The organism is Micromonospora sp. NPDC049081 (assembly GCF_040648835.1).
GTDB lineage: Bacteria > Actinomycetota > Actinomycetes > Mycobacteriales > Micromonosporaceae > Micromonospora > Micromonospora antibiotica.
This window is the reverse complement of sequence record NZ_JBEZEK010000021.1, coordinates 44,525-63,929: the sequence shown is the minus strand read 5'-3', so window position 1 is coordinate 63,929 and position 19,405 is coordinate 44,525. Positions and strand designations below refer to the sequence as shown.

Below are 19,405 nucleotides of genomic sequence, written 5' to 3'. Positions count from 1 at the left end.
GAGACGGCGATGCAGACGATCGTGTACGAGCGCACCGGTGACCCGTCGGTGCTCCGGTTGGTCGACCGGCCGGTGCCCGAACCGGGCCCGGGAGAGGTGCTGGTCCGGGTGGCGGTGGCCGGGGTGAACCCGACCGACTGGAAGAGCCGGCGGCAGCAGCCGTTGCCAGTCGGCTGGCAGACCCCGGGGCAGGACGGCGCGGGGGTGGTGGAGGCGGTCGGCGCGGGGGTCGACCGCGCCCTCACCGGTGAACGGGTGTGGCTCTGGGAGGCCGCCTGGCAGCGCCCCTGGGGCACCGCCGCCGAGTACACGGTGGTGCCGGTCCGGCAGGTGGTGCCGCTCGGGGACGCCTCGTTCGACCTGGGTGCCTGCCTGGGCATCCCGTTCCTCACCGCGCACCGCTGCCTGACCGTCGGGGAGTACGTGCCGGACACCCTGCACGCCGGGGCGCTCAGCGACCACGTGGTGCTGGTGCAGGGTGGGGCGGGTGCGGTCGGCAACGCGGCGATCCAGTTGGCCCGCTGGGCCGACGCCTGCGTCGTCGCGACGGTGAGCAGCCCGGAGAAGGCGCAGTTGGCGGCGGCGGCCGGAGCCTCCTTCGTGGTCAACTACCGGGAGCAGGACGTGGTCGAGGAGGTCCGCAAGATCGCCCCCGACGGGGTGCACACGATCGTCGAGGTCTCGGCCGCCCGCAACGCCGCCGTCGACGTGCAGCTGCTGCGTACCGGCGGGGTGGTCTGCGTCTACGCCGACGACGGTGGGGGTGAGCTGACCCTGCCGATCCGGCCGCTGATGGCGCCCAACGCCCGCTGGCAGTTCGTGCTGGTCTACACGGCCCCGAAGGCGGCCAAGGCGCACGCGGTCACCGACGTGGCGGCGGCCGTCGCCCAGGGGGCCGTGCGGGTGGGCGAGGCGGCCGGCCTGCCGCTGCACCGTTTTCCGTTGGCGCAGGCCGCCGACGCGCACCAGGCGGTGGAGGACGCGGTGGTGGGGAAGGTGCTGATCGACACCGCCGGGCAGTAGTTCCGAGGACATTTCGCAATCACCCGGACAGACGCGAGCAAGCTTCGCAACAATGACAAGGCGGGTCGCCCGCGAGGAAGGGCGGCCCCGGCGCGGTGCGAACGCCGGGGCCGCCCCTGGGGAGGGATGTTTCAGGAGTGACGTCCCTACCCCATCGGCGACGAGTCGCCGAAAAGTGTTACGGCCCCGCCAGCTCCCGTACCTCCAGGTCGCCGTCGGCGTACCGCGCACGCACCACCTTCTTGTCGAACTTGCCGACACTGGTCTTGGGCACCGCGTCGATGACCGCCCAACGTTCCGGCACCTGCCAGTGTGCCACCGAGCCGGCGAGAAACGCACGGAGCTGCTCCACACCGGTCGACGCGCCCTCCCGCACCACCACCGTGGCCAGTGGACGCTCACCCCACCGCTGGTCCGGCACCCCCACCACACAGGCCTCCTGCACGTCCGGGTGGGCCATCAACGCGTTCTCCAACTCCACCGAGGAGATCCACTCCCCACCCGACTTGATCACGTCCTTCGCCCGGTCGGTGAGGGTGAGGAACCCGTCCGGCGAGAGCATCCCGACATCCCCCGTACGCAGCCAGCCGTCGTGGAACTTCTCCGGGTCGGGGGCGTCCTCGCCGACGTACCGCGCGGTCACCCACGGCCCGCGCACCTCCAACTCCCCCACGGACGTCCCGTCGGCGGGCAACGGCCCACCCAGCGGGTCGACGATCCGGGCCGCCACCCCCGCCGGAATCCGGCCCTGCGTGTAGCGGTACCGCCAGGCGTCGTCCCCCGTCGCCCCGGCCGGGGCCCGGGACACCGACCCCAGCGGGGACATCTCGGTCATCCCCCAGGCGTGGATCACGTCGATGCCGTGCCGCTCGGCGAACGCGTGCATCAACGCCGGCGGGCACGCCGAACCGCCGACGATCACCTCCTTGAGCGACGAGGTGTCCACGTCGTGGGCGTCCAGGTACGCCAGCAGGTCGTTCCAGATGGTCGGCACCGCGCCGGCCAGGGTGGGCCGCTCGGCGGCGATCATCTCGGCGATCGGCGCGGCCTGGAGGAACCGGTCCGGCATGATCAGCGACGCGCCGGAGAGGAACGCCGCGTACGGCAACCCCCACGACATCGCGTGGAACATCGGCACGATGGCCAACTCCCGGTCCCCCGGACCCAGCCCGAACCCCTCCGGCAGGCACACCTGCAACGAGTGCAGATAGATCGACCGGTGCGAGTAGGCGACGCCCTTGGGATTGCCGGTGGTGCCGGAGGTGTAGCAGAGCGCGGCGGCGTCCCGCTCGTCCACCTCCGGCCAGTCGAAGTGCTCGGGCCGGCCGGCCAACAGGTCGTCCCACCGGTGGAAGGTGACCCGGTCCCCGGCGACCGCCCGCAACGGCCCGGGATCGCCCCCGCCGACCACCACCACGTGCCGCACCGTGGTCAACTCGCCGAGCACCCGGGCCAGCAGCGGGATCAGCGTCGAGTCGACGAGCACCACCCGGTCCTGCGCGTGGTTGGCGATGTAGGCGACCTGGTCGGGAAAGAGCCGCAGGTTGAGCGTGTGCAGCACCGCCCCCATGCTCGGCACCGCGAAGTACGCCACCAGGTGCTCGTTGTTGTTCCACATGAAGGTGGCGACCCGTTCGTCGCCGGTCACCCCGCACTCGTCGCGCAGCGCGTGGGCCAGCCGGGCCGCCGCGCGACCCACCTCGGCGTACGACATCCGGCGCGGCTCGGCACCCGTCCAGGTGACCACCTCGGCCGTGCCGTGCACCGTCGCACCGTGTTCGAGGATCCGGGCGACCTGGAGCGGGGCGTCCATCATCGTGCTACGCATGGGTGACAAGCTAGTGTCGCCGGTCACACCTTGGGAACCCCCGGAACGCCGAGCCCCTCCCCGGATGGTGCGTAGATTGTCCGGGTGAGTATCTCCTGGGCCGACTCGTACGTGGGACAGCTACGCGCCCTGGCCGGCGATCGGACGCTGATGTTCGTCGGCGCGCGGGCCGTGGTACGCGACAACGCCGGCCGGGTGCTGCTGATCCGCCGCTCGGACAACGGCCAGTGGGCGCTGCCGGCGGGCGCGATGGAACTCGGCGAGTCGATCGCCGACTGCGCGGTCCGCGAAGTCCGCGAGGAGACCGGCCTGCGCGCCCTGCGGGTCAGCGCCTTCGCCCTCTACACCGGCCCCGACCGCACCCACACCAACATGTACGGCCACACCTACCAGATCTTCACCACCGCGTTCCGGGTCGACGACTGGGACGGCGAACTCACCCGCGTCACCGACGAGACCACCGACGCCGCTTTCCTGCACCCGCACGAGTTCCCCGCCCCGCTCTCCCTCTCGGTCCCGGAAACCCTCGCCGACCTAACCGTCTTCGACCAAACCAACCGCCTCATCCTCAAATAGCCCCCCACCCCCACCCCCCCCCCCCCCCACCTGCACCCGCTTAGCCCGCTTCACCCCCATTCCCTCCCCGGTGATCAAGAGGTTTACGTCAACCTCCGCGCGATTTCTGACGCAAACTTCTTGATCACCGGGGCGGGGCGGGGGTGGGCGGGGCGGGGGGCGCGTGGGGCGGGGTGGGGGTTAGAGCATGGTTTGGGATTTGGCGTTGAGGTCGGCGGCGGCTTCGTCCTTGGACTCCTTGGTCAGGGGCTTGCCGCCGGGGGCGGGGGCCTTGCCGCCGAGGGGGTCGACGCCGCCGGTGGCGCCCTGCGGGCCGGCACCCCGGAGCTGGTCGTTCGGCAGGGCCAGGGTGACCAGCACGGCCACCAGGGCGATCAGGCCGGTGGTCAGGAACACCAGGTGCAGCGACTCGACGAAGGACGCCTGGATGGCCGCCCGGACCGGGCCGGGCAGGGCCAGGATGGTCGCCGGGTCGTTGATCGAGATGCTGGTGCCGCCGCTGGCCGCGACCGCCGCCTGCTGGTCGGCGGGGAGTTGGGCGATCGCGCCGGGCAACCGGTCGGCGAGCCCGCTGGCGAGCCGGGTGGAGAGCACCGCGCCCAGGATGGCCACCCCGAACGAACCGCCCAGCGACCGGAAGAACGTCGCCGATGAGGTCGCCGCGCCGAGGTTCCGCACGTCCACGGCGTTTTGTACGCCGAGGATCAGCGACTGCATGCACAGGCCCAGCCCGACGCCGATCACCACCATGTAGCCGAACGCCGCCCAGAGCGAGCTGTCCACCTGGAGCCGGGTGAACAGCAGCATCCCGACGACCAGCACCACCGAACCGGCCACCGGGAACCACTTGTACCGGCCGATCCGGCTCATCGCCCGGCCGGTGACGATCGAGGTGACGATGATGCCGGCCATCATCGGCAGCATCAGCAGGCCGCTGCGGGTGGGCGAGGCGCCCTTGACGATCTGCAGGTAGAGCGGGATGAAGATGATCGATCCGAACATCACCAGACCGAGCACGAAGCCCGCCGAGTTGGCCAGCGCGAACGTCGCCGAGCGGAACAGCCCCAGCGGCAGGATCGGTTCGGTGACCCGGGCCTCCTGGAGCACGAACGCCACCCCGAGCACCGCACCCGCCACGAACAGCCCGATGATCGTCGCCGAGCCCCAGGCGTACGAGTTGCCGCCCCAGCTCAGCGCCAGCAGCAACGCGCTCACCCCGGCGACCAGCAGCGCCGCACCCAACCAGTCGACGGTGTGCTCCCGCCGCTCGAACGGGATCAACCGCAGCACGTGGTAGCAGACCACGATCGCCAGCAGCGCCAACGGCACGTTCAGATAGAAGATCCACCGCCAGTTGGTCTCGGCGAAGTAGCCGCCGACCAGCGGCCCGGCCACCGAGGAGACGCCGAAGACCGCGCCGAACAACCCCTGGTAGCGGCCACGTTCCCGGGGCGACACCACGTCGGAGATGATGGTGAACGCCAACGTCATCAGGCCACCCGCGCCGATGCCCTGCACGCCCCGGGTGACGATCAGCTGGGTCATGTCCTGCGACAGGCCGGCCAGCAGCGAGCCGAGCAGGAACGTGCCGATCGAGAACAGGAAGACGGGTCGGCGGCCGTACAGGTCGGCCATCTTGCCGTAGAGCGGGGTGGAGGCGGTCGAGGCGAGCAGGTAGGCGGTGACCACCCACGAGTAGTGGTCGATCCCGCCCAGCTCGCCGACGATGGTGGGCAAGGCCGTACCGACGATGGTCTGGTCCAGCGCGGCCAGCAGCATGCCGGTCATCAGGCCGAACATCAACAGGCGCAGCTGGCGGGCCTGGAGCACCGGGCTGCCGTGGGTCTGGGCGGTCATCCCGCCTTCTTTCCCGCTCCCCCGCGAACATGCCTACCCACCGGAGGAAACCTGCCCGCAGGCCCGCCCGGCACCGACGGGCACGCGGGCCACCAGGGACCCGCCTGCCCGTCGGGGGTACGCCCCAGGCGGGCACGCGGGCCACCGGGGACCCACCTGCCCCTCGGGGGTACGCCTCAGGCGGCGAACCGGTCGACGAGCGCGGCGCAGAACGCCGGGAGGTCGTCGGGGTTTCGGCTGCTGACCAGGTTGCCGTCGGTCACCACCTGCTCGTCCACCCAGGTCGCACCGGCGTTGGTCAGGTCGGTACGCAGGCTCGGCCAGCTGGTGATCCGACGACCGGCCACCACGCCCGCCTCGACCAGGGTCCACGGGCCGTGGCAGATCACCCCGACCGGCTTCCCGGCCGCGAAGAACGCCTGCACGAACCGGACGGCGTCCGGGTCGGTACGCAGAAAGTCCGGGTTGGCCACCCCGCCGGGCAGCACCAGCGCGTCGTAGCCGTCGGCGTCCGCGTCGGCCGCCGTCACCGCCACGTCGTACGTCTTGCCCTGGTCCAGATGGTTGAAGGCCTGGATGGTGCCGGGCTTGAGCGATACCAGCTCGGCGGTCGCGCCCGCCTTCTCGACCGCCTCGCGCGGCTGCACGTACTCGACCTCCTCCACGCCGTCGGTGGCGAGGAACGCGATCCGCTTGCCCTGCAATGTCGTGGCTGCCATGTCGGTTTTCCCCTCTCCGGATACCTCTGGTCGGTTCCCGGGGCGTAGGGCCCGAAACGTGACCCTGGTCGCCGGGCATGGCGGAGGGTTTGGCCTGGTCGGCGCGGGGGACCCCGGTGGGCATGGCAGGAGCAGCAGCGGAACAGCGCCGGCTCGCCACCGTGGTGGAGAGCTGGCGGGACCGGGCCGTCCTCGTCGTCGGCGACGCCATGCTCGACGAGTGGCGCTTCGCCGAGTCGGAGCGGCTGTGCCGGGAGGCGCCCGCGCCGATCCTCACCCTGCGTCGACGCATCACCGCCGCAGGTGGGGCCGCGAACACCGCGGTCAACGTCGCCACGCTCGGCGGAAGGGCGCTGCTGGTCGCCCCGGTCGGGGCGGACGTGGCCGGCGACGAACTGCACGACTGCCTGGACCGGGCCGGCGTCTGGGACCGTACGGTCGGCGAACCGCACCGGCCGACGCCGGTGAAACGCCGGATGCTGGCCGGCAACCAGATCCTGCTCCGGGAGGACTCCGGCGAGCCCGACGAACCGCTCGACGACGACGGTGTCGCCCGGCTGCTCACCGCCCTGAGCTGCGCCACCGAGGAGCTGCGGGCGGTGGCCGGCGGGGCCGCGCCCACCCTGGTGGTCTGCGACTACGGTCTCGGCGCGCTGCCCGCCCCGGTGCGCGCCTGGCTGTTCGCCCACCGGCACCGGTACGCCACCGTCGCCCTGGACGCCCACGACCTGGCCGACTGGCGGGGGCTGAACCCGACGGTGGTCACCCCCAGCTTCGCCGAGGCGACCCGGCTGCTGGCCCGCGCCGCCGCCGGCTTCGGCGCACCGCCCGCCCCGACCCGTACCGGCGGCACCGGCCTGCACCTGGACCACCCGCCGAGCGATCCGACGGACGGGCCGTCGGAGCTGGTCGTGGGCACCGCCCCGGGTGGGGTCGGTCGGGCACCGGCCGGCCCGACCGGCGAACCGACCCCCGGTGAGGGGCGGGTCGCGATGACCGGCGACGGGTTGAGCGTGACCGGGGCCGGGGTGACCGTCAACGCCACCGTCGGGGAGGGCGTCGACCGGGCCGAACTGGCGCAGGCGCGGCTGGCCGAGCTGCGCGCGCACACCGGCGCGGACGTCGTCGCGGTGACCCTGGACACCGAGGGTGCCATCGTCGGCGGCGCGGACGGCGCACACCGGCGCAGCCACAGCACGCCCGTCCCGGCCAGTCACGCCGTCGGCGCGGGGGACGCCTACCTGGCGGCGATGACGCTCGCGCTGGCCGCCGAGGCGTCGCTGCCGACCGCCGCCCAGTTGGCCCAGCTCGCCGCCACCATCACCGTCTCCGACACCGGCACCTGTGTGTGCCGTTGGGAGGACCTGCTCGACGCGCTCGGTGGCGCACCCGACGGCACCGCCCATCCGACGCTGGTCGGCACCGGCGAGCTGGACGCGATCGTCGCCGACCACCGGTGGGCCGGCCGGTCGGTGGTCTTCACCAACGGCTGCTTCGACGTGCTGCACCCCGGTCACGTGCGTTACCTGGAGCAGGCGCGGGCCCTGGGGGATCTGCTGGTGGTCGCGGTCAACTCCGACTCCAGCGTCCGCCGGCTCAAGGGTGCCGACCGGCCGGTCAACCCGGTCGAGGACCGGATCACCCTGCTCGCCGCGTTGTCCTGCGTGGACCACGTGGTGGTCTTCGAGGAGGACTCGCCGGTCGGCCTGATCGAGGCGGTCCGCCCCGACGTGTACGTCAAGGGCGGCGACTACCCGCCGGAGATGGTCCCGGAGGCGTCGCTGGTCCGCCGGCTCGGCGGTCAGGTACGCACCCTCGGCTACGTGCCGGACCGGTCCACCTCGGCGATCATCGACCGGATCCGCGCCCAGGCCGCCGAGGGCGCCGCCGACCAGGCCACCCGGACCACCGCCGGCCGGGCCACCCACACCGCCGGCCGGGCCGCCGCCGACGGTCGTGCCGGGGCGGTACGACCCGCCGTCGACCCGTCGGCGGCACCCGGCCCGGAGCCGACGACGCCCCACCCGACCCCGACCCACCCGACCCCGACCCCGACCGCGCAGAGCCTGGGCAGGACCCCGTGAACCGACCGCTCGACCTCGGCACGCCCGGGGAGTTCCGCCGACCCCGTCGGCTCGACGTGCTGATCCCCACCCGCAACCGCCCGGCCGAACTGGCGGTCACCCTGGCCGGGCTGGCCGCCCAGGTCGAGGTCCCCGACTTCGGGGTGGTGGTCAGCGACCAGTCCGACGACGACCCGGCGTACGCGCACCCGGCGGCGGCCACCATGGTCCGGGCGTTGCGCCACCGGGGGCACCCGGTGCTGCTGACCCGGCGACTGCCCCGGCGCGGGCTGGCCGAACACCGCGCGTACCTGCTGGACCGGTCGGTGGCCCGGTACGTGCTCTGCCTCGACGACGACGTCTGGCTCGAACCGGGCACCCTCGGTCGGCTGGTCACCGCGATCGGGGAACTGGGCTGCGGGTTCGTCGGCAACGCGGTGCACGGCCTGTCGTACGCCGACGACGTCCGCCCCGAGACGCACGGGCACTACGAGGAGTGGGACGGGCCGGTGGTGCCGGAACTGGTCCGCCCCGACACCCCGCAGTGGCAGCGGGCCGCCATCCACCCGGCCGCGAACCTGCTGCACGTCCAGCAGAAGGTGGGCCTGCCGCCGGGGGCGTGGCGGGCGTACAAGATCTCCTGGATCGGCGGTTGCGTGCTCTACGACCGGGCGGCGCTTGTCGACTCGGGCGGCTTCGAGTTCTGGCGGCGGGTTCCGGCGAACCACCAGGGCGAGGACGTCGCCGCCCAGCTCGCGGTGCTGGCCCGGTACGGCGGCGCGGGTGTGCTGCCCAGCGGCGCCTACCACCTGGAGTCACCGACCACCGTCACCGAACGTGCCGTCGAGGCGTGGGAGGTGGTCGCCGCCGACACCACACGGCAGACCACCACGCGTCCGGCCCGCGCCGACACCACCCAACCGGCCTGACCCGGCCCGACGCCGCACAACCAGCCGGGGGGCACCGGCCAACTCGACCCCGGCCGCCGGTCGCGGTGAGGGCGGTCAGGGGCGCGGGCGGTCAGGGGCGGTCACCGCGCCCGGCCCGGGGTGGAGCAGGTCGGCGGCGGCTTCGAGCACCTCGACCACCGGCACGTCGGCGACGAACGAGTCCCGGTGCGGGCAGTTGCCGTCGCCGGGCCGGTGCGGATAGATGCCCGGGGTGCAGTCGACCCCGCAGACCGGGCAGCGCGTCGTCCAGGCGGCGATCGGGCGGTGCCGGCCGCGCAACGGGGTCGCCCCGTTGATCATGTTGCCGACCCAGTAGACACCCACCGTCGGGGTGCCCACCGCACCGGCCAGGTGCAGCGGGCCGGTGTCGTTGGAGACCACCAACGCGCAGCCCGCGTACGCGGCGGCCAGCCCGCCGAGGCTGAGCGTGCCGACCTGGGGACGGACCGGCACCCCGGCCGCCGCGACCACCTCGTCCACCACCGCCCGCTCGGCGGGGGTGCCGGTGACCAGCACCTCGTACCCGTCGTCGTGCAGGGTCCGGGCCACCTCGGCGAACCGCCGCGCGGGCCAGCGCCGCCGGGTGTCGCTCGCCCCGGGGTGCAGCGCCACCCGGGGCCGGTCCGGCTCGCCAAGCACCGCCCGCGCCTGCGCCCGGTCCGCGTCGGTCACCGCCAGCGTCGGTACGACGGTGACCGCACCCGCCCCGACCAGGGCCACCACCTCCAGGTAGCGGGTCACCTCGGGCTGGTAGTAGACGTAGCGCAGCCAGCGGTCCAGCGGTGGGGCGTCCTCGGCGCGCAACCCGGCGGTGACCCGGGCCCCCAACCGGCTCATGACCGGATTCGAGTTGGCTCCGCCACCGTGCACCTGCAACGCCAGGTCGTAGCCCTCCCGGGCCGCGTCGGCCAGGAAGTCGTCGAGCGACCCGGGCGGCTCGTCGGGGCCGGGCTCGCGGATGCCGGGAGCCGGTGGGACGACCAGCACCCGGTCGACCGGGCCGGGCCGGTCGCGCCACAGCGTCGCGTGCCACGGCGCACCGAACAGCACGATCTCCGCCGTCGGGTACGCCGCCCGCAGCGACTCCAGGGCGGGCAGCAGGAAGATGAGGTCGCCGAGCGCGTTGGCGCGCAGCACGGCGATCCGGGCCACGTCGGGCACCCGCTCGCCCAACGGGCCACCCAGTGCCGGGCTGTCCACCGGGGCCCCTACGGCCGGTCGAGCGGGTCGACGGCGGTGTCCGGGTGGTGCAGTTCCCGGTCCGCCGCCGGGTCCACGCCGGTGGGCGTACCGGTGCGGGTGGGGCCGGGTGGGTAGCCGGCGCGGCCGACGGTGATGGTGCGCGGCGTGGGCCGCGCCGCCCGGGGCAGGTGGACCCGGAGCAGGCCGTGGTCCATCACCGCGTCGATGGCGTCGGGGTCGACCCGCGACGGCAGGTCGACCCGGTGTTCGAAGCTGCGGGTCTCGACCCCACCGGGGATGCCCTGGTCGGCGTTGACCTCGGCCTCCGACCGGGCCCGGACGCAGAGTTCCCGGTCGTCCAGCTCGACGGCGACCTCCTCCGGGGCCACCCCGGGCAGCCGCACGGTCACCTGCCAGCCGTCGGCGACCTCGGTCAGCTCGACGTCGGGCGACACACCCCGGCCACCGGCCAGCCGGCTCAGCTCGGCGCGCAACGCCTGGAGTTCGCCCGTCAGGTCCCCGCCCTGCTGGCGGCTGCCCCGGCCCGGCTGCTCCGTCATCGCACCTCTCCCACCGGTCGGCTGGCCGGGACGGGCCGCAGCGAGCTGGGGGCGTCCAGGCCGGCGTCGGGGTCGACGCCCACCCCCAACCGGTCGACCAGTTCCCCGCCGAGCCAGGCGCTGACGCCGAGGATGGCCAGGCCGACCACCTCGATGGCGATCAACGCGCCACCGGCCGCCCGGGAGTCGGCGTTCAACCGGACCGCCCAGACGGCGGCGAAGAGCAGGATCACCGCGACGTTCGCCGCCGCGTGGGTGAGCGCCACCCGCTTCGCCCGGGTGCCGGCCGGGATGGCCAGCAGGTCGAACGCGCCGGCCACCGCGGCCAGCAGACCACCGACCAGGCCGACGGTGATGTTCCAGTACGCCACCTCGGCGAGGAAGTCGGGGCCGCCGACCGTGTCCACGACGTCGAAGAGGGTGCCGGTGACCAGCAACGCGACCGGGAACATCACCAGCATCGGATGCACCGGGTGCCCGAGCACCTTCAGTCGGCTCTCCATCGCGGGCCCTCCACTGCTTCGTCCGGGGGCAGGGTGCGCCGGTCGGGGACAAACCGGCTCGCCACGCCCGCATAGGCTGCGTACGGCGGCCGGTGTGCCACCGCCCGCCACCGAGATCAACGGACGGGGGAGGCGGACGTGACGGTGGAGATCACCTCACACGAGGAGCTACGCGCGCTGCTGGGGGCACCGATGCCCCGGGCGGCGGCCAAGGAACGCACCGTGCTGCACGAACGGGACCGGCAGTGGTTGGCCGCCTCGCCGTTCTGCCTGGTCGCCACCGCCGGCGCGGACGGCAGCTGCGACGTCTCCCCCAAGGGCGACCCGCCCGGCTTCGCGCTGGTGCTCGACGACCGGACGATCGCCGTCCCGGAGCGGCCGGGCAACCGGCGGGCCGACGGCTACCGCAACATCCTCGACAACCCGCACGTCGGGCTGATCTTCCTGATCCCGGGTCGGACGGACACCCTGCGGATCAACGGCCGGGCGAAGCTGGTGCGCGACGCGCCCTACTTCGACGACATGCTGGTCCAGGGGCACCGGCCGGTGCTCGCCGTCGAGGTGGCCGTCGAGCAGATCTTCTACCACTGCGCGAAGGCGTTCCTCCGCTCCGAGCTGTGGCAGCCGGAGACCTGGCAGCCGGACACGCTGCCGTCCCGCGCCCGGCTGGTCAAGGAGGTCGAGACGCCGACCGACAGCCTGGCCGACCTGGAGCGCTACTACGGCCCGGCGTACGCGGAGAAGCTCTACCGGGGTTGACCGCCGGGTCCCGGGCCGGCGGTGGTCGGGGCCGCCGGCCCGACCGGGTTCAGCGTTGCCAGGGCGGCGGGACGCGGACCGAGGCCATGCCCGCCGCCGTCGCCGCCGCGACTCCCAGGTCGGTGTCCTCGAACACCAGACACTGCTCCGGCGGTACGTCGAGCAGCCGCGCCGCCAGCAGATAGCACTCCGGGTCCGGCTTGGCCCGCGCGTAGTCCTCCGCGCAGACCAGCACGTCGAACCGGTCGAGCAGGTCGAGCGCGGACAGCGAGGCGGTCACCGATTCCCGGGTGCTGCCGGAGACCACCGCGAACGGCACCCGCCGGTGTGCCCGCTCGATGTGCGCCAGCACCCCGGGCACGGCGGTGAGCTGCGGCAGGAAGGTCTGATAGGCGTCCTCCCGGCGACGCGCCACCACGTCGACCGGCATGGCCAGCCCGTGCCGCGCGTTGAGGTCGACGACGATGTCGGCCACCGGCCGGCCGCCCCAGGCGTAGAAGAGGTCCTCGGGCAGGTCGCAGCCCCACTCGTCGAGCGCGGCCCGCCAGGCCAGGTGGTGCACCGGCATGGAGTCGACGATGGTGCCGTCGCAGTCGAACAGGTAGGCCCGGAAGTCGCCGGGCGGCAGGGGCAGCACGGGCCCAGGATAGCCACGCCGGGACCTGCCCCTCTCCCACCGGCCGTCTCCCGCCGACACGCGACGACCGGGCTGCGTGGTGGGTGGGGCTGCGGTCCGGTCAGTGGTCCGGGTCGGTGCGGGTCAGGTCGCGCAGCGCGTCCTGCGGGGCGGCGCGGCGCAGGTAGTCGCGGCGCATCCGGCGACGGTCACGCCGGCACCGGCCGCACGCCCAGGGCAGCGGCCACCACCGGCCACAGAAGGCACATCTCATCGAGGGGTCCCGTCCTCGTAAGCGTACGGTGGCTGACTGCTCACATTAGTCGTGCCGGGCCACGGGCACCGACCCGTGCCGACGCGCGGTGGCCGGAGCGCAGCCCTGCACCGGCGCGGACGCCCCCGTGGACGTCCGCGTCGGCGGCCGGCAGGGGCGGCCGGCGGCGGGTGCGGACGGTCAGCCGGCGGGCGTCGGCTGCCGGCAGGGGCGGCCGGCGTCGGCGGTCGGGGCAGGCGGGCGGCGTCAGCGGTCGGGGCGGCGGTCAGCGGCCGAGGAGGTCGTCGATCTCGTCGTCGAACAGCAGCGCGGGGTCGAATCCCATGTCGGCGAAGTGGCCGGCGAGTTCGAGGGACAGGACGCCGTGCACCCGGGTCCAGAAGGCCAGCGCCTGCCGCAGCGCGGCAGCCGGCACGGTCGGGTCCCCGGCCCAGCCGCGATGGTCGTCGAGGTGGGCCTCGATCCGCCGTCCGGAGGGCTGGACGTCGCGTCTGCGGTAGGCGTCGACGACCGTCGCCATGATCTCGGCCGAGATGGCGGTGGTGTCGTCGGGGGCGTGGTAGCCGGGCACGGGCGTACCCCAGATCAGCAGGTAGCGCTGCGGATCGTCCAGGGCCCAGGCCCGCACGGTGTGCGCCAGTCCGGCGACGTCGGCACCGGCGTCGGCGGCGGTCCGGAGCGCGTCGGCGAGGCTGCGGTACGCGTCGCGGATCAGGGCGGTGATCAGCTCGTCCCGACTGGCGAAGTACCGGTAGAGGGCCGGGCCGCTCATCCCCAGTTGCTCGGCGATCGCCTTGAGGGACAGCGCCGACACCCCGGTCGTGGCGAGCTGCTCCCAGGCCCGTTGTTTGATCTCCGCCCGCACCTGGGCGCGGTACCGCTCGCGCGGACCGGTCACGTCGGCACCCATGGACCCCCCGTTCGCACACCTACCAACACGACAGTTACAGGCTATCACTTCCGCTATTGACCGAAGTTCCCTGAAGTTATAGGGTCTAACTCATGCGACACGTCGTCGCGAAAATGAGAGAGGTGGAGTCAGATGGCATCGACCACGAACCAGCCGGTGATCGCCTGCGACGGGCAGGGCGTCGACCCGACGGCCCGCATCCGGTTCCGCGCCGAGATGCTGATCGACGCGTCGCTGCACACCGTCTGGCACCTCCAGACCGACGTCGAGAACTGGCCCTCCTGGCAGGCCCCGGTCACCACCGTCGCCCGCCTCGACGACGGCGACCTGCGCGCGGGGTCGGCGTTCCGCTGGACCACGCCGGTCCCGGAAACCCCGATGACCCCGGCGACGACGCTGACCATCACCTCGACCGTCACGCAGCTGACGCCCTACCGGTGCATTCGCTGGGCCGGCCCGGGGACCGGCGACGGACTCCACATCGACAACGGCGTCCACGTCTGGACCTTCACCGAGGTCCCCGGCGGCGTACTGGTCCGCACCGAGGAGACCTGGACCGGCGCCCAGGTCGAGGCCGACGTGGCAACCTCCACCACCTACCTCGGGTACGGGCTGCAGGCGTGGCTGGCCGACCTCAGGACCGCCGCCGAGAAGGCGGAAGCCGGGCAGACCCGCCCCTGAGCCCGCCCACCGGACGCCGTCCCGTCACCCGACCCCTCGCACCGGAAGGAACCACCATGTCCCATGCCCCGCCTGCGCTCGCGAACCCGGGTGCCCTGCCCCGCTCACGACCCCTCGTCATCAGCGCCTGGGCGGTCGCCGTCCTCGTCGCCGTCCAGTTCGCCATGGTGGCCGTCGTCCCGGTGGCGATCGCGCTGGTCACCGTGCTGCGCCGCGATGCCCTCCGCCCACTACGGTGGTGGGCCGTCGCACTCGGCGCGGCCTACGGCGCGGGTCTGGCGCTCTGGGCGATCGGCCCGGACCGCGCCCCCAGCCTGTCGAAGAACCTCCATCCCGGGCACGAGGTCGTCATCGTCGTCCTCGGCACCGCCCTCGCGGTCGCCTACCACGCCCTGCGCAGACGCCACGGTGCCCGCTGACCGGGCAGCCGTTCGCCCGCGCTGGTCCGGCCGGGCGTTCCCCGGGGGTCTGCGGTCAGGAGGTGCAGAACGGGGCCGGCTGGGTGAGGCCGAGCTTCTTGCAGTCCCACCCGGCACCCTGGTCCTGGTACCGCCAGCCCACCTCGGCCGTGTAGTGGAACAGGTAGCGGATGTTGCCGCCGGACGGGCGCTTCACGTCGGCCGTCGCCCAGGTCTGCACGCACTGCACCTGCGGGGATGCGAAGGACCAGTCCGGTGGCAGCTCGACCAGGCTGCCGAGGGTTTCGACCGACGGACAGTCGGGTTGCCCGGGTCCGGCACCACTGGGGGCGGCTGCGGGTGTCGACGCGTCGGGCCGGTGACCGGCGACGAAGGCGACCGTACCGCCGATGGCGAACACCACCGTTGCGGCGGCGACGCCGGTGGCGATGGTCGCCCGCCGCTGCGTCTGCCGCGACCGGCGCAGGGTCCGCTCGTACAGGTCGGCGCTGCCGCCGTGCTCGCTCAGATCAGACATGGCCTGACGCAGCGGCCCGAGGTCGTCGGTCATCAGGCCTCCTCCAACACGGTCGAGAGCAGTTCGGGCGCGATCTGCCGCATCCGGGCCAGTGCCTTACTGGTCTGACTCTTGATCGTGCCGACCGAGCACTGCAACAGATGCGCGGCCTCGGCCTCGCTGCGGTCCTCGAAGAACCGGATCACCAGCACCGCGCGCTGCCGCTGGGTGAGCTGGGCGAGAGCCTGGTGCAGGGCCAGCTTGAGATCGGTCCGGTGGGTGTGGTCGCTGCCGGGCTGCGCCACGTCGGCCAACTCCCCGGGCAGGGACTCGGCCACCCTGCGTCGCCGCCACCAGCTCACCTGCTGGTGGTACATCGCAGTGCGGGTGTACGCCTCGAAGTGCCCCGGATCGCCCAGCCGCCGCCGGCCCCGATGCGTACGGGCCAGGGCGTCCTGCACCAGATCCTCGGCGAGGTGACGGTCACCGGTCAGCAGGAACGCCGTCCGCAGCAACGCCGGCGAGCGGGTCTGCACGAACTCCCGGAACTGGTCGTCGATCGACTCCGCCATGCCCCGCTCGTGCCCCCTGGTGCCGCACAGATTGTCAGGGCGCGGCGGCGATGCGGCCGGCTGACTGTGGCGCACACCGTAGCCAGTGTGCGCCACAGCGCGCAACCGCGACCACTCTGGTCAGTCGGAGATGCAGAACGGGGCCGGCACGGTCAGGCCCAGGTCCTTGCAGTCGTAACCGCTGCCCTCGCCGTAGTACTTCCAGCCCGTACCAGCCGTGTGGTGGAACAGGTAGACGCCGTCACCGGCCTTCGGACCCTGCGGCGCGGCCCCCGCCCAGTCCTTCACACACTCGACCTTGCCGAAGGTCATCCCCTTCGGCAGCTCGACCAGGGATTCCAGCATGTTCACCGAAGGACACGAGGGACTCGTGGTCACCGGCTTCGTCGCCGCCGGCTTCGTCGTCGGCTTCTTCGTAGCGGGCGCCGAATCCGAGATGCAGAACGGGGCCGGCACGGTCAGACCCAGATCCTTGCAGTCGTAACCGCTACCCTCGCCGTAGTACTTCCAGCCCGTACCAGCGGTGTAGTGGAACAGGTAGACACCGTCACCGGCCTTCGGACCCTGCGGCGCGGCCCCCGCCCAGTCCTTCACACACTCGACCTTGCCGAAGGTCATCCCCGCCGGCAGCTCGACCAACTTCTGCAGGGTGCTCGCGGAGGGACAGTCGGCACTCTTGACATCCCCGGCCGTCGTGATGTTCACCGTGGACGTCGGACTCGGGGTGCCGCTCGCCGGAGCGGACGCCGTCGAGCCGGGACCGGATTCCTCGGTGGCGCCGCAGGCGGTCAGGGCGAACAGAACGGTGACAGCGGGCAGCAGCAGACGACGTGCGGACATATTCGGGCCCCTATGGATCGTGGCGATCGTTGCTTACATCCGGGTACATGCGATCCACCGCCCGCAGGTTGCCGCCCCCAGAACTCTTTCTCAGAATTTTCTCGGCGACCCGTACGCCCCGGCGCGGACCCGTGGCCGGCGCCCGCCCGCGCCCACCCGGACCGGGCCGGGCCGGGTAGGGCCGGGCCGAGCCGGACCGGGTCGACCTGAGGTCGGCCCTCGTGAGGTTCAGGACGCCGGCCGGCTCTGCTGCGGTGCGGTGCCTGTTTCCTACTGCAACGGGACGGCGCAGCGGAGCACCGGGCGAGGCAGACCAAACCGACATGGAAAGGCCCCGCGACCGAGGCATCAAGCCTGGTCACGGGGCCTTTTCGCTACCGAGCCGCCTGACGGAATCGAACCGTCGACCTACGCATTACGAGTGCGTCGCTCTAGCCGACTGAGCTAAGGCGGCAACGATCATCGAGTATACGGTACGGTCCCCGACGGAACCGAGAGGGTTCCGGCGTCGGGTGACCCGGACATCATGGGACATCGGTGTCGTGCGGGACGACTAGGCTGCTCCGGTGAGCGACGACCACGCCACCCCCGACGGCCCCGCCACCCCCGACGGCCCCGCCACTTCCGGCGGCCCCACCACCCCCGACGGCGGTGGACAGAGCGTCGGCGACCGCGCTTCGGCCGGTCCCGGCCCCGTCGACGCCCCGGCGGACCGCGCCGCACCGCACCCGACCGTCGATCCGGACGCCGAGCACGCTCCCGGTGAGCGGGCCGTCCGCAGGCCACGGGGCATTGATCCGGTGGAGCTGGGTTTCACTCCCCGTAAGCCGGTCCCCTGGCTCGCGCCGTTCCTGTTGATCAGCACCGGCATCCGCACCCTGCTGGCGATGCTCTTCGGGGCGTACCTCGACAAACGGGAGTTGCAGAACGCGCTCGACGCGCGGATCGGCGCGCAGGTCGGCCCGGACGGTGGGCTGTGGCTGGACTACGTGGCCGACCTGGGCGACGGCTTCGACGCCACCTACTCGGTGGCGTACCTGCTGGCCCAGCCGGAGCTGACGGTCGACGGGCACCGGCTGCCCCGGGCGCAGACCCTGGTGATGGGGGGCGACCAGGTCTACCCGTCGGCGGCCTACGAGGCGTACGAGGACCGGTGCAAGGGGCCGTACCAGGCGGCGCTGCCGGTGGCCCCGCCACAGCGGCCGACGCTGTTCGCGGTGCCCGGCAATCATGACTGGTACGACGGGCTGACCGCGTTCCTGCGGCTGTTCGTCCGCTCCCGGGACCGCAACTTCGGTGGTTGGGGCACCGGTCAGTCCCGGTCGTACTTCGCGGTGGAACTGCCGGCCGGGTGGTGGCTGCTCGGCCTGGACGACCAGTCGGGGTCCTACCTGGACGATCCGCAGCTGTCGTACTTCGACGAGGTGGCCCGCCGGCTCGGCCCCGACTCCCGGGTGATCCTGGCGGTGCCGGCACCGACCTGGGTGAAGTCCGTCGACCATCCCACCGCGTACGACTCGATCGACTACTTCGTCCGGACGATCATCGCGCCCACCGGCGCGCACGTGCGGCTGCTGGTCTCCGGCGACCTGCACCACTACGCCCGGTACGCCGGCCCGGAACGACAGTTGATCACCTGCGGCGGGGGCGGCGCGTACCTGTATCCGACGCACACCCTGCCCGAGCGGATCGAGGTGCCCCCGAAGGACACCCTGTCCCGCCGGGCCAGCCGCACCCGCGCGTACGACCTGGTGGCCCGGTTCCCCGACGCGGCCCGCTCCCGCCGCTACGGCTGGGGGATCTTCCACCGGCTGCCCCGGCGCAACCCGGGTTTCGGGACCCTGCTCGGCACCCTGCACACGCTGCTGATGCTCGCCATGGCCGGGGTCGCGGCGAACCGGACCGGCACCGAGCAGCGGCTGTTCAGCGTCCCGTTGGTGATCATGTTGGGGGTGACGCTGCTCAGTGCGGCGTTCTTCGCCCAGCCGCCCAGCGCCAGCGGGAAACGGCACGTCCGGCACTGGCTGCTCGGCATCGGTCACGGGCTGGCGCACGTGGCGCTCGCGGTCGCCGGCACCTGGGTCTGGCTGCACCTGCCGTTCCACCACTGGCCGTGGCCGCTGCCGGCAGTCGCCGCCGCCGTGGTCTACGGCCCGGTGATCGGGCTGGTCGCCACCCAGGTGGTGGCCGCATACCTGCTGGTGGCGGGCACCTTCGGGGTCAACGTCAACGAACTCTTCGCCGGGCAGGGCATCGAGGACTCGAAGTCGTTCCTGCGGATGCGCATCGACCCGGACGGCACGCTGACCGTCTATCCGATCGCCGTCGACCGGGTCTGCCACGACTGGCAGCTCAACCCCGACCAGTCCCCCACCGCCTCCTGGCTGACCCCCCGCACCCCACTGACCCCCCACCTGGCCGAACCCCCGATAACCCTCACCTGACCCCACCCACCCCGCACCACCCGCCGACCCGCCGCCCTCCCCCCGTCCGCCCGTCCGCCCGCCGCCCGCCCGCCCGTCGATGTTGATCAAGAGGTTTGCGTCACCAGGCGCGATCAAACTGACGTAAACCTCT

General features: G+C 72.9%; 20 protein-coding genes and 1 tRNA gene. 8 read left to right on the top strand and 13 right to left on the bottom strand.

From position 1 onward, the window contains the following. The first annotated feature begins 9 nt into the window (after positions 1–9). Positions 10–1,023, top strand: coding sequence for an NADPH:quinone reductase (locus AB0B63_RS25055; RefSeq protein ID WP_208565591.1), 1,014 nt, complete (start codon positions 10–12; stop codon positions 1,021–1,023). 178 nt (positions 1,024–1,201) lie between these two features. Here AB0B63_RS25055 and AB0B63_RS25050 read toward each other — a convergent pair whose 3' ends face one another. Then, entirely contained in the window at positions 1,202–2,851 is a 1,650-nt protein-coding gene (locus tag AB0B63_RS25050) for a fatty acid--CoA ligase (RefSeq protein ID WP_357022830.1), read from the bottom strand. An 84-nt stretch (positions 2,852–2,935) separates the two neighbouring features. Here AB0B63_RS25050 and AB0B63_RS25045 point away from each other — a divergent pair, with 84 nt between their 5' ends. Next, positions 2,936–3,427: an NUDIX domain-containing protein gene (locus tag AB0B63_RS25045; RefSeq protein WP_208565590.1), complete on the top strand. Its 492-nt coding sequence runs from the start codon at positions 2,936–2,938 to the stop codon at positions 3,425–3,427. 180 nt (positions 3,428–3,607) lie between these two features. Here the strand turns inward: AB0B63_RS25045 and AB0B63_RS25040 are convergent, their stop codons facing one another. Next, entirely contained in the window at positions 3,608–5,284 is a 1,677-nt protein-coding gene (locus tag AB0B63_RS25040; protein ID WP_357022827.1) for an MDR family MFS transporter, read from the bottom strand. 176 nt (positions 5,285–5,460) lie between these two features. Continuing rightward, on the bottom strand, positions 5,461–6,003 hold the full coding sequence (locus AB0B63_RS25035; RefSeq protein ID WP_208565588.1) for a type 1 glutamine amidotransferase domain-containing protein: 543 nt from the start codon (positions 6,001–6,003) through the stop codon (positions 5,461–5,463). Between the two features lie 122 nt (positions 6,004–6,125). Between AB0B63_RS25035 and rfaE2 the strand changes: the two genes are divergently transcribed. Further along, positions 6,126–8,087, top strand: coding sequence for a D-glycero-beta-D-manno-heptose 1-phosphate adenylyltransferase (rfaE2, locus tag AB0B63_RS25030; protein WP_357022823.1), 1,962 nt, complete (start codon positions 6,126–6,128; stop codon positions 8,085–8,087). Further along, positions 8,084–8,995 carry a glycosyltransferase family A protein gene (locus tag AB0B63_RS25025; protein WP_357022820.1) on the top strand — a complete coding sequence of 304 codons (912 nt, stop codon included), beginning with the start codon at positions 8,084–8,086 and terminating at the stop codon, positions 8,993–8,995. Before rfaE2 ends, AB0B63_RS25025 begins: the two co-directional genes overlap by 4 nt. A 75-nt stretch (positions 8,996–9,070) precedes the next feature. Here the strand turns inward: AB0B63_RS25025 and AB0B63_RS25020 are convergent, their stop codons facing one another. Genes AB0B63_RS25020 through AB0B63_RS25010 form a run of 3 tightly spaced genes read right to left on the bottom strand, consistent with a single transcriptional unit; the run spans position 9,071 to position 11,261 of the window. After that, complete coding sequence (locus AB0B63_RS25020) at positions 9,071–10,216, bottom strand: glycosyltransferase family 9 protein (RefSeq protein ID WP_357022817.1); 1,146 nt, start codon at positions 10,214–10,216, stop codon at positions 9,071–9,073. 8 nt (positions 10,217–10,224) lie between these two features. Beyond that, the gene (locus AB0B63_RS25015; protein WP_357022814.1) at positions 10,225–10,758 is read right to left on the bottom strand and encodes an Hsp20/alpha crystallin family protein; all 534 of its coding nucleotides are present in this window, start codon (positions 10,756–10,758) and stop codon (positions 10,225–10,227) included. Next, positions 10,755–11,261 (bottom strand): DUF2231 domain-containing protein, encoded by a 507-nt coding sequence (locus AB0B63_RS25010; RefSeq protein WP_208565584.1) that lies wholly within the window; start codon positions 11,259–11,261, stop codon positions 10,755–10,757. Before AB0B63_RS25010 ends, AB0B63_RS25015 begins: the two co-directional genes overlap by 4 nt. A gap of 138 nt (positions 11,262–11,399) precedes the next feature. Here AB0B63_RS25010 and AB0B63_RS25005 point away from each other — a divergent pair, with 138 nt between their 5' ends. Then, positions 11,400–12,020, top strand: a complete 621-nt coding sequence (locus AB0B63_RS25005) for a pyridoxamine 5'-phosphate oxidase family protein (RefSeq protein WP_357022811.1) — start codon at positions 11,400–11,402, stop codon at positions 12,018–12,020. Positions 12,021–12,069: 49 nt separating this feature from the next. Here the strand turns inward: AB0B63_RS25005 and AB0B63_RS25000 are convergent, their stop codons facing one another. The 3 genes from AB0B63_RS25000 to AB0B63_RS24990 form a co-directional block, all read right to left on the bottom strand. Beyond that, the gene (locus AB0B63_RS25000; RefSeq protein WP_307798981.1) at positions 12,070–12,657 is read right to left on the bottom strand and encodes an HAD family phosphatase; all 588 of its coding nucleotides are present in this window, start codon (positions 12,655–12,657) and stop codon (positions 12,070–12,072) included. 100 nt (positions 12,658–12,757) lie between these two features. Continuing rightward, on the bottom strand, positions 12,758–12,910 hold the full coding sequence (locus tag AB0B63_RS24995; RefSeq protein WP_208565582.1) for a hypothetical protein: 153 nt from the start codon (positions 12,908–12,910) through the stop codon (positions 12,758–12,760). Between the two features lie 265 nt (positions 12,911–13,175). After that, on the bottom strand, positions 13,176–13,808 hold the full coding sequence (locus AB0B63_RS24990) for a TetR/AcrR family transcriptional regulator (protein WP_307798980.1): 633 nt from the start codon (positions 13,806–13,808) through the stop codon (positions 13,176–13,178). Between the two features lie 144 nt (positions 13,809–13,952). Here AB0B63_RS24990 and AB0B63_RS24985 point away from each other — a divergent pair, with 144 nt between their 5' ends. Both AB0B63_RS24985 and AB0B63_RS24980 read left to right on the top strand, forming a co-directional pair. After that, positions 13,953–14,501, top strand: a complete 549-nt coding sequence (locus AB0B63_RS24985) for an SRPBCC family protein (RefSeq protein WP_357022807.1) — start codon at positions 13,953–13,955, stop codon at positions 14,499–14,501. Positions 14,502–14,557: 56 nt separating this feature from the next. Next, positions 14,558–14,920, top strand: coding sequence for a hypothetical protein (locus tag AB0B63_RS24980; RefSeq protein ID WP_208565579.1), 363 nt, complete (start codon positions 14,558–14,560; stop codon positions 14,918–14,920). A 55-nt stretch (positions 14,921–14,975) separates the two neighbouring features. On the opposite strand, the gene AB0B63_RS24975 is transcribed toward AB0B63_RS24980, so the two are convergent. From AB0B63_RS24975 to AB0B63_RS24960, 4 genes are all read right to left on the bottom strand, one after another. Continuing rightward, positions 14,976–15,470, bottom strand: coding sequence for a hypothetical protein (locus AB0B63_RS24975; RefSeq protein WP_357022803.1), 495 nt, complete (start codon positions 15,468–15,470; stop codon positions 14,976–14,978). Then, positions 15,470–15,988: a SigE family RNA polymerase sigma factor gene (locus AB0B63_RS24970; RefSeq protein ID WP_208565577.1), complete on the bottom strand. Its 519-nt coding sequence runs from the start codon at positions 15,986–15,988 to the stop codon at positions 15,470–15,472. Before AB0B63_RS24970 ends, AB0B63_RS24975 begins: the two co-directional genes overlap by 1 nt. A 120-nt stretch (positions 15,989–16,108) precedes the next feature. After that, positions 16,109–16,828 carry a hypothetical protein gene (locus AB0B63_RS24965; protein WP_208565576.1) on the bottom strand — a complete coding sequence of 240 codons (720 nt, stop codon included), beginning with the start codon at positions 16,826–16,828 and terminating at the stop codon, positions 16,109–16,111. A gap of 380 nt (positions 16,829–17,208) precedes the next feature. Next, a tRNA-Thr gene (locus AB0B63_RS24960) sits at positions 17,209–17,282 on the bottom strand. 112 nt (positions 17,283–17,394) lie between these two features. On the opposite strand from AB0B63_RS24960, the gene AB0B63_RS24955 reads away from it, so the two are divergent. Beyond that, positions 17,395–19,272, top strand: a complete 1,878-nt coding sequence (locus tag AB0B63_RS24955; protein WP_357022800.1) for a metallophosphoesterase — start codon at positions 17,395–17,397, stop codon at positions 19,270–19,272. The last annotated feature ends 133 nt before the right edge of the window (positions 19,273–19,405 follow it).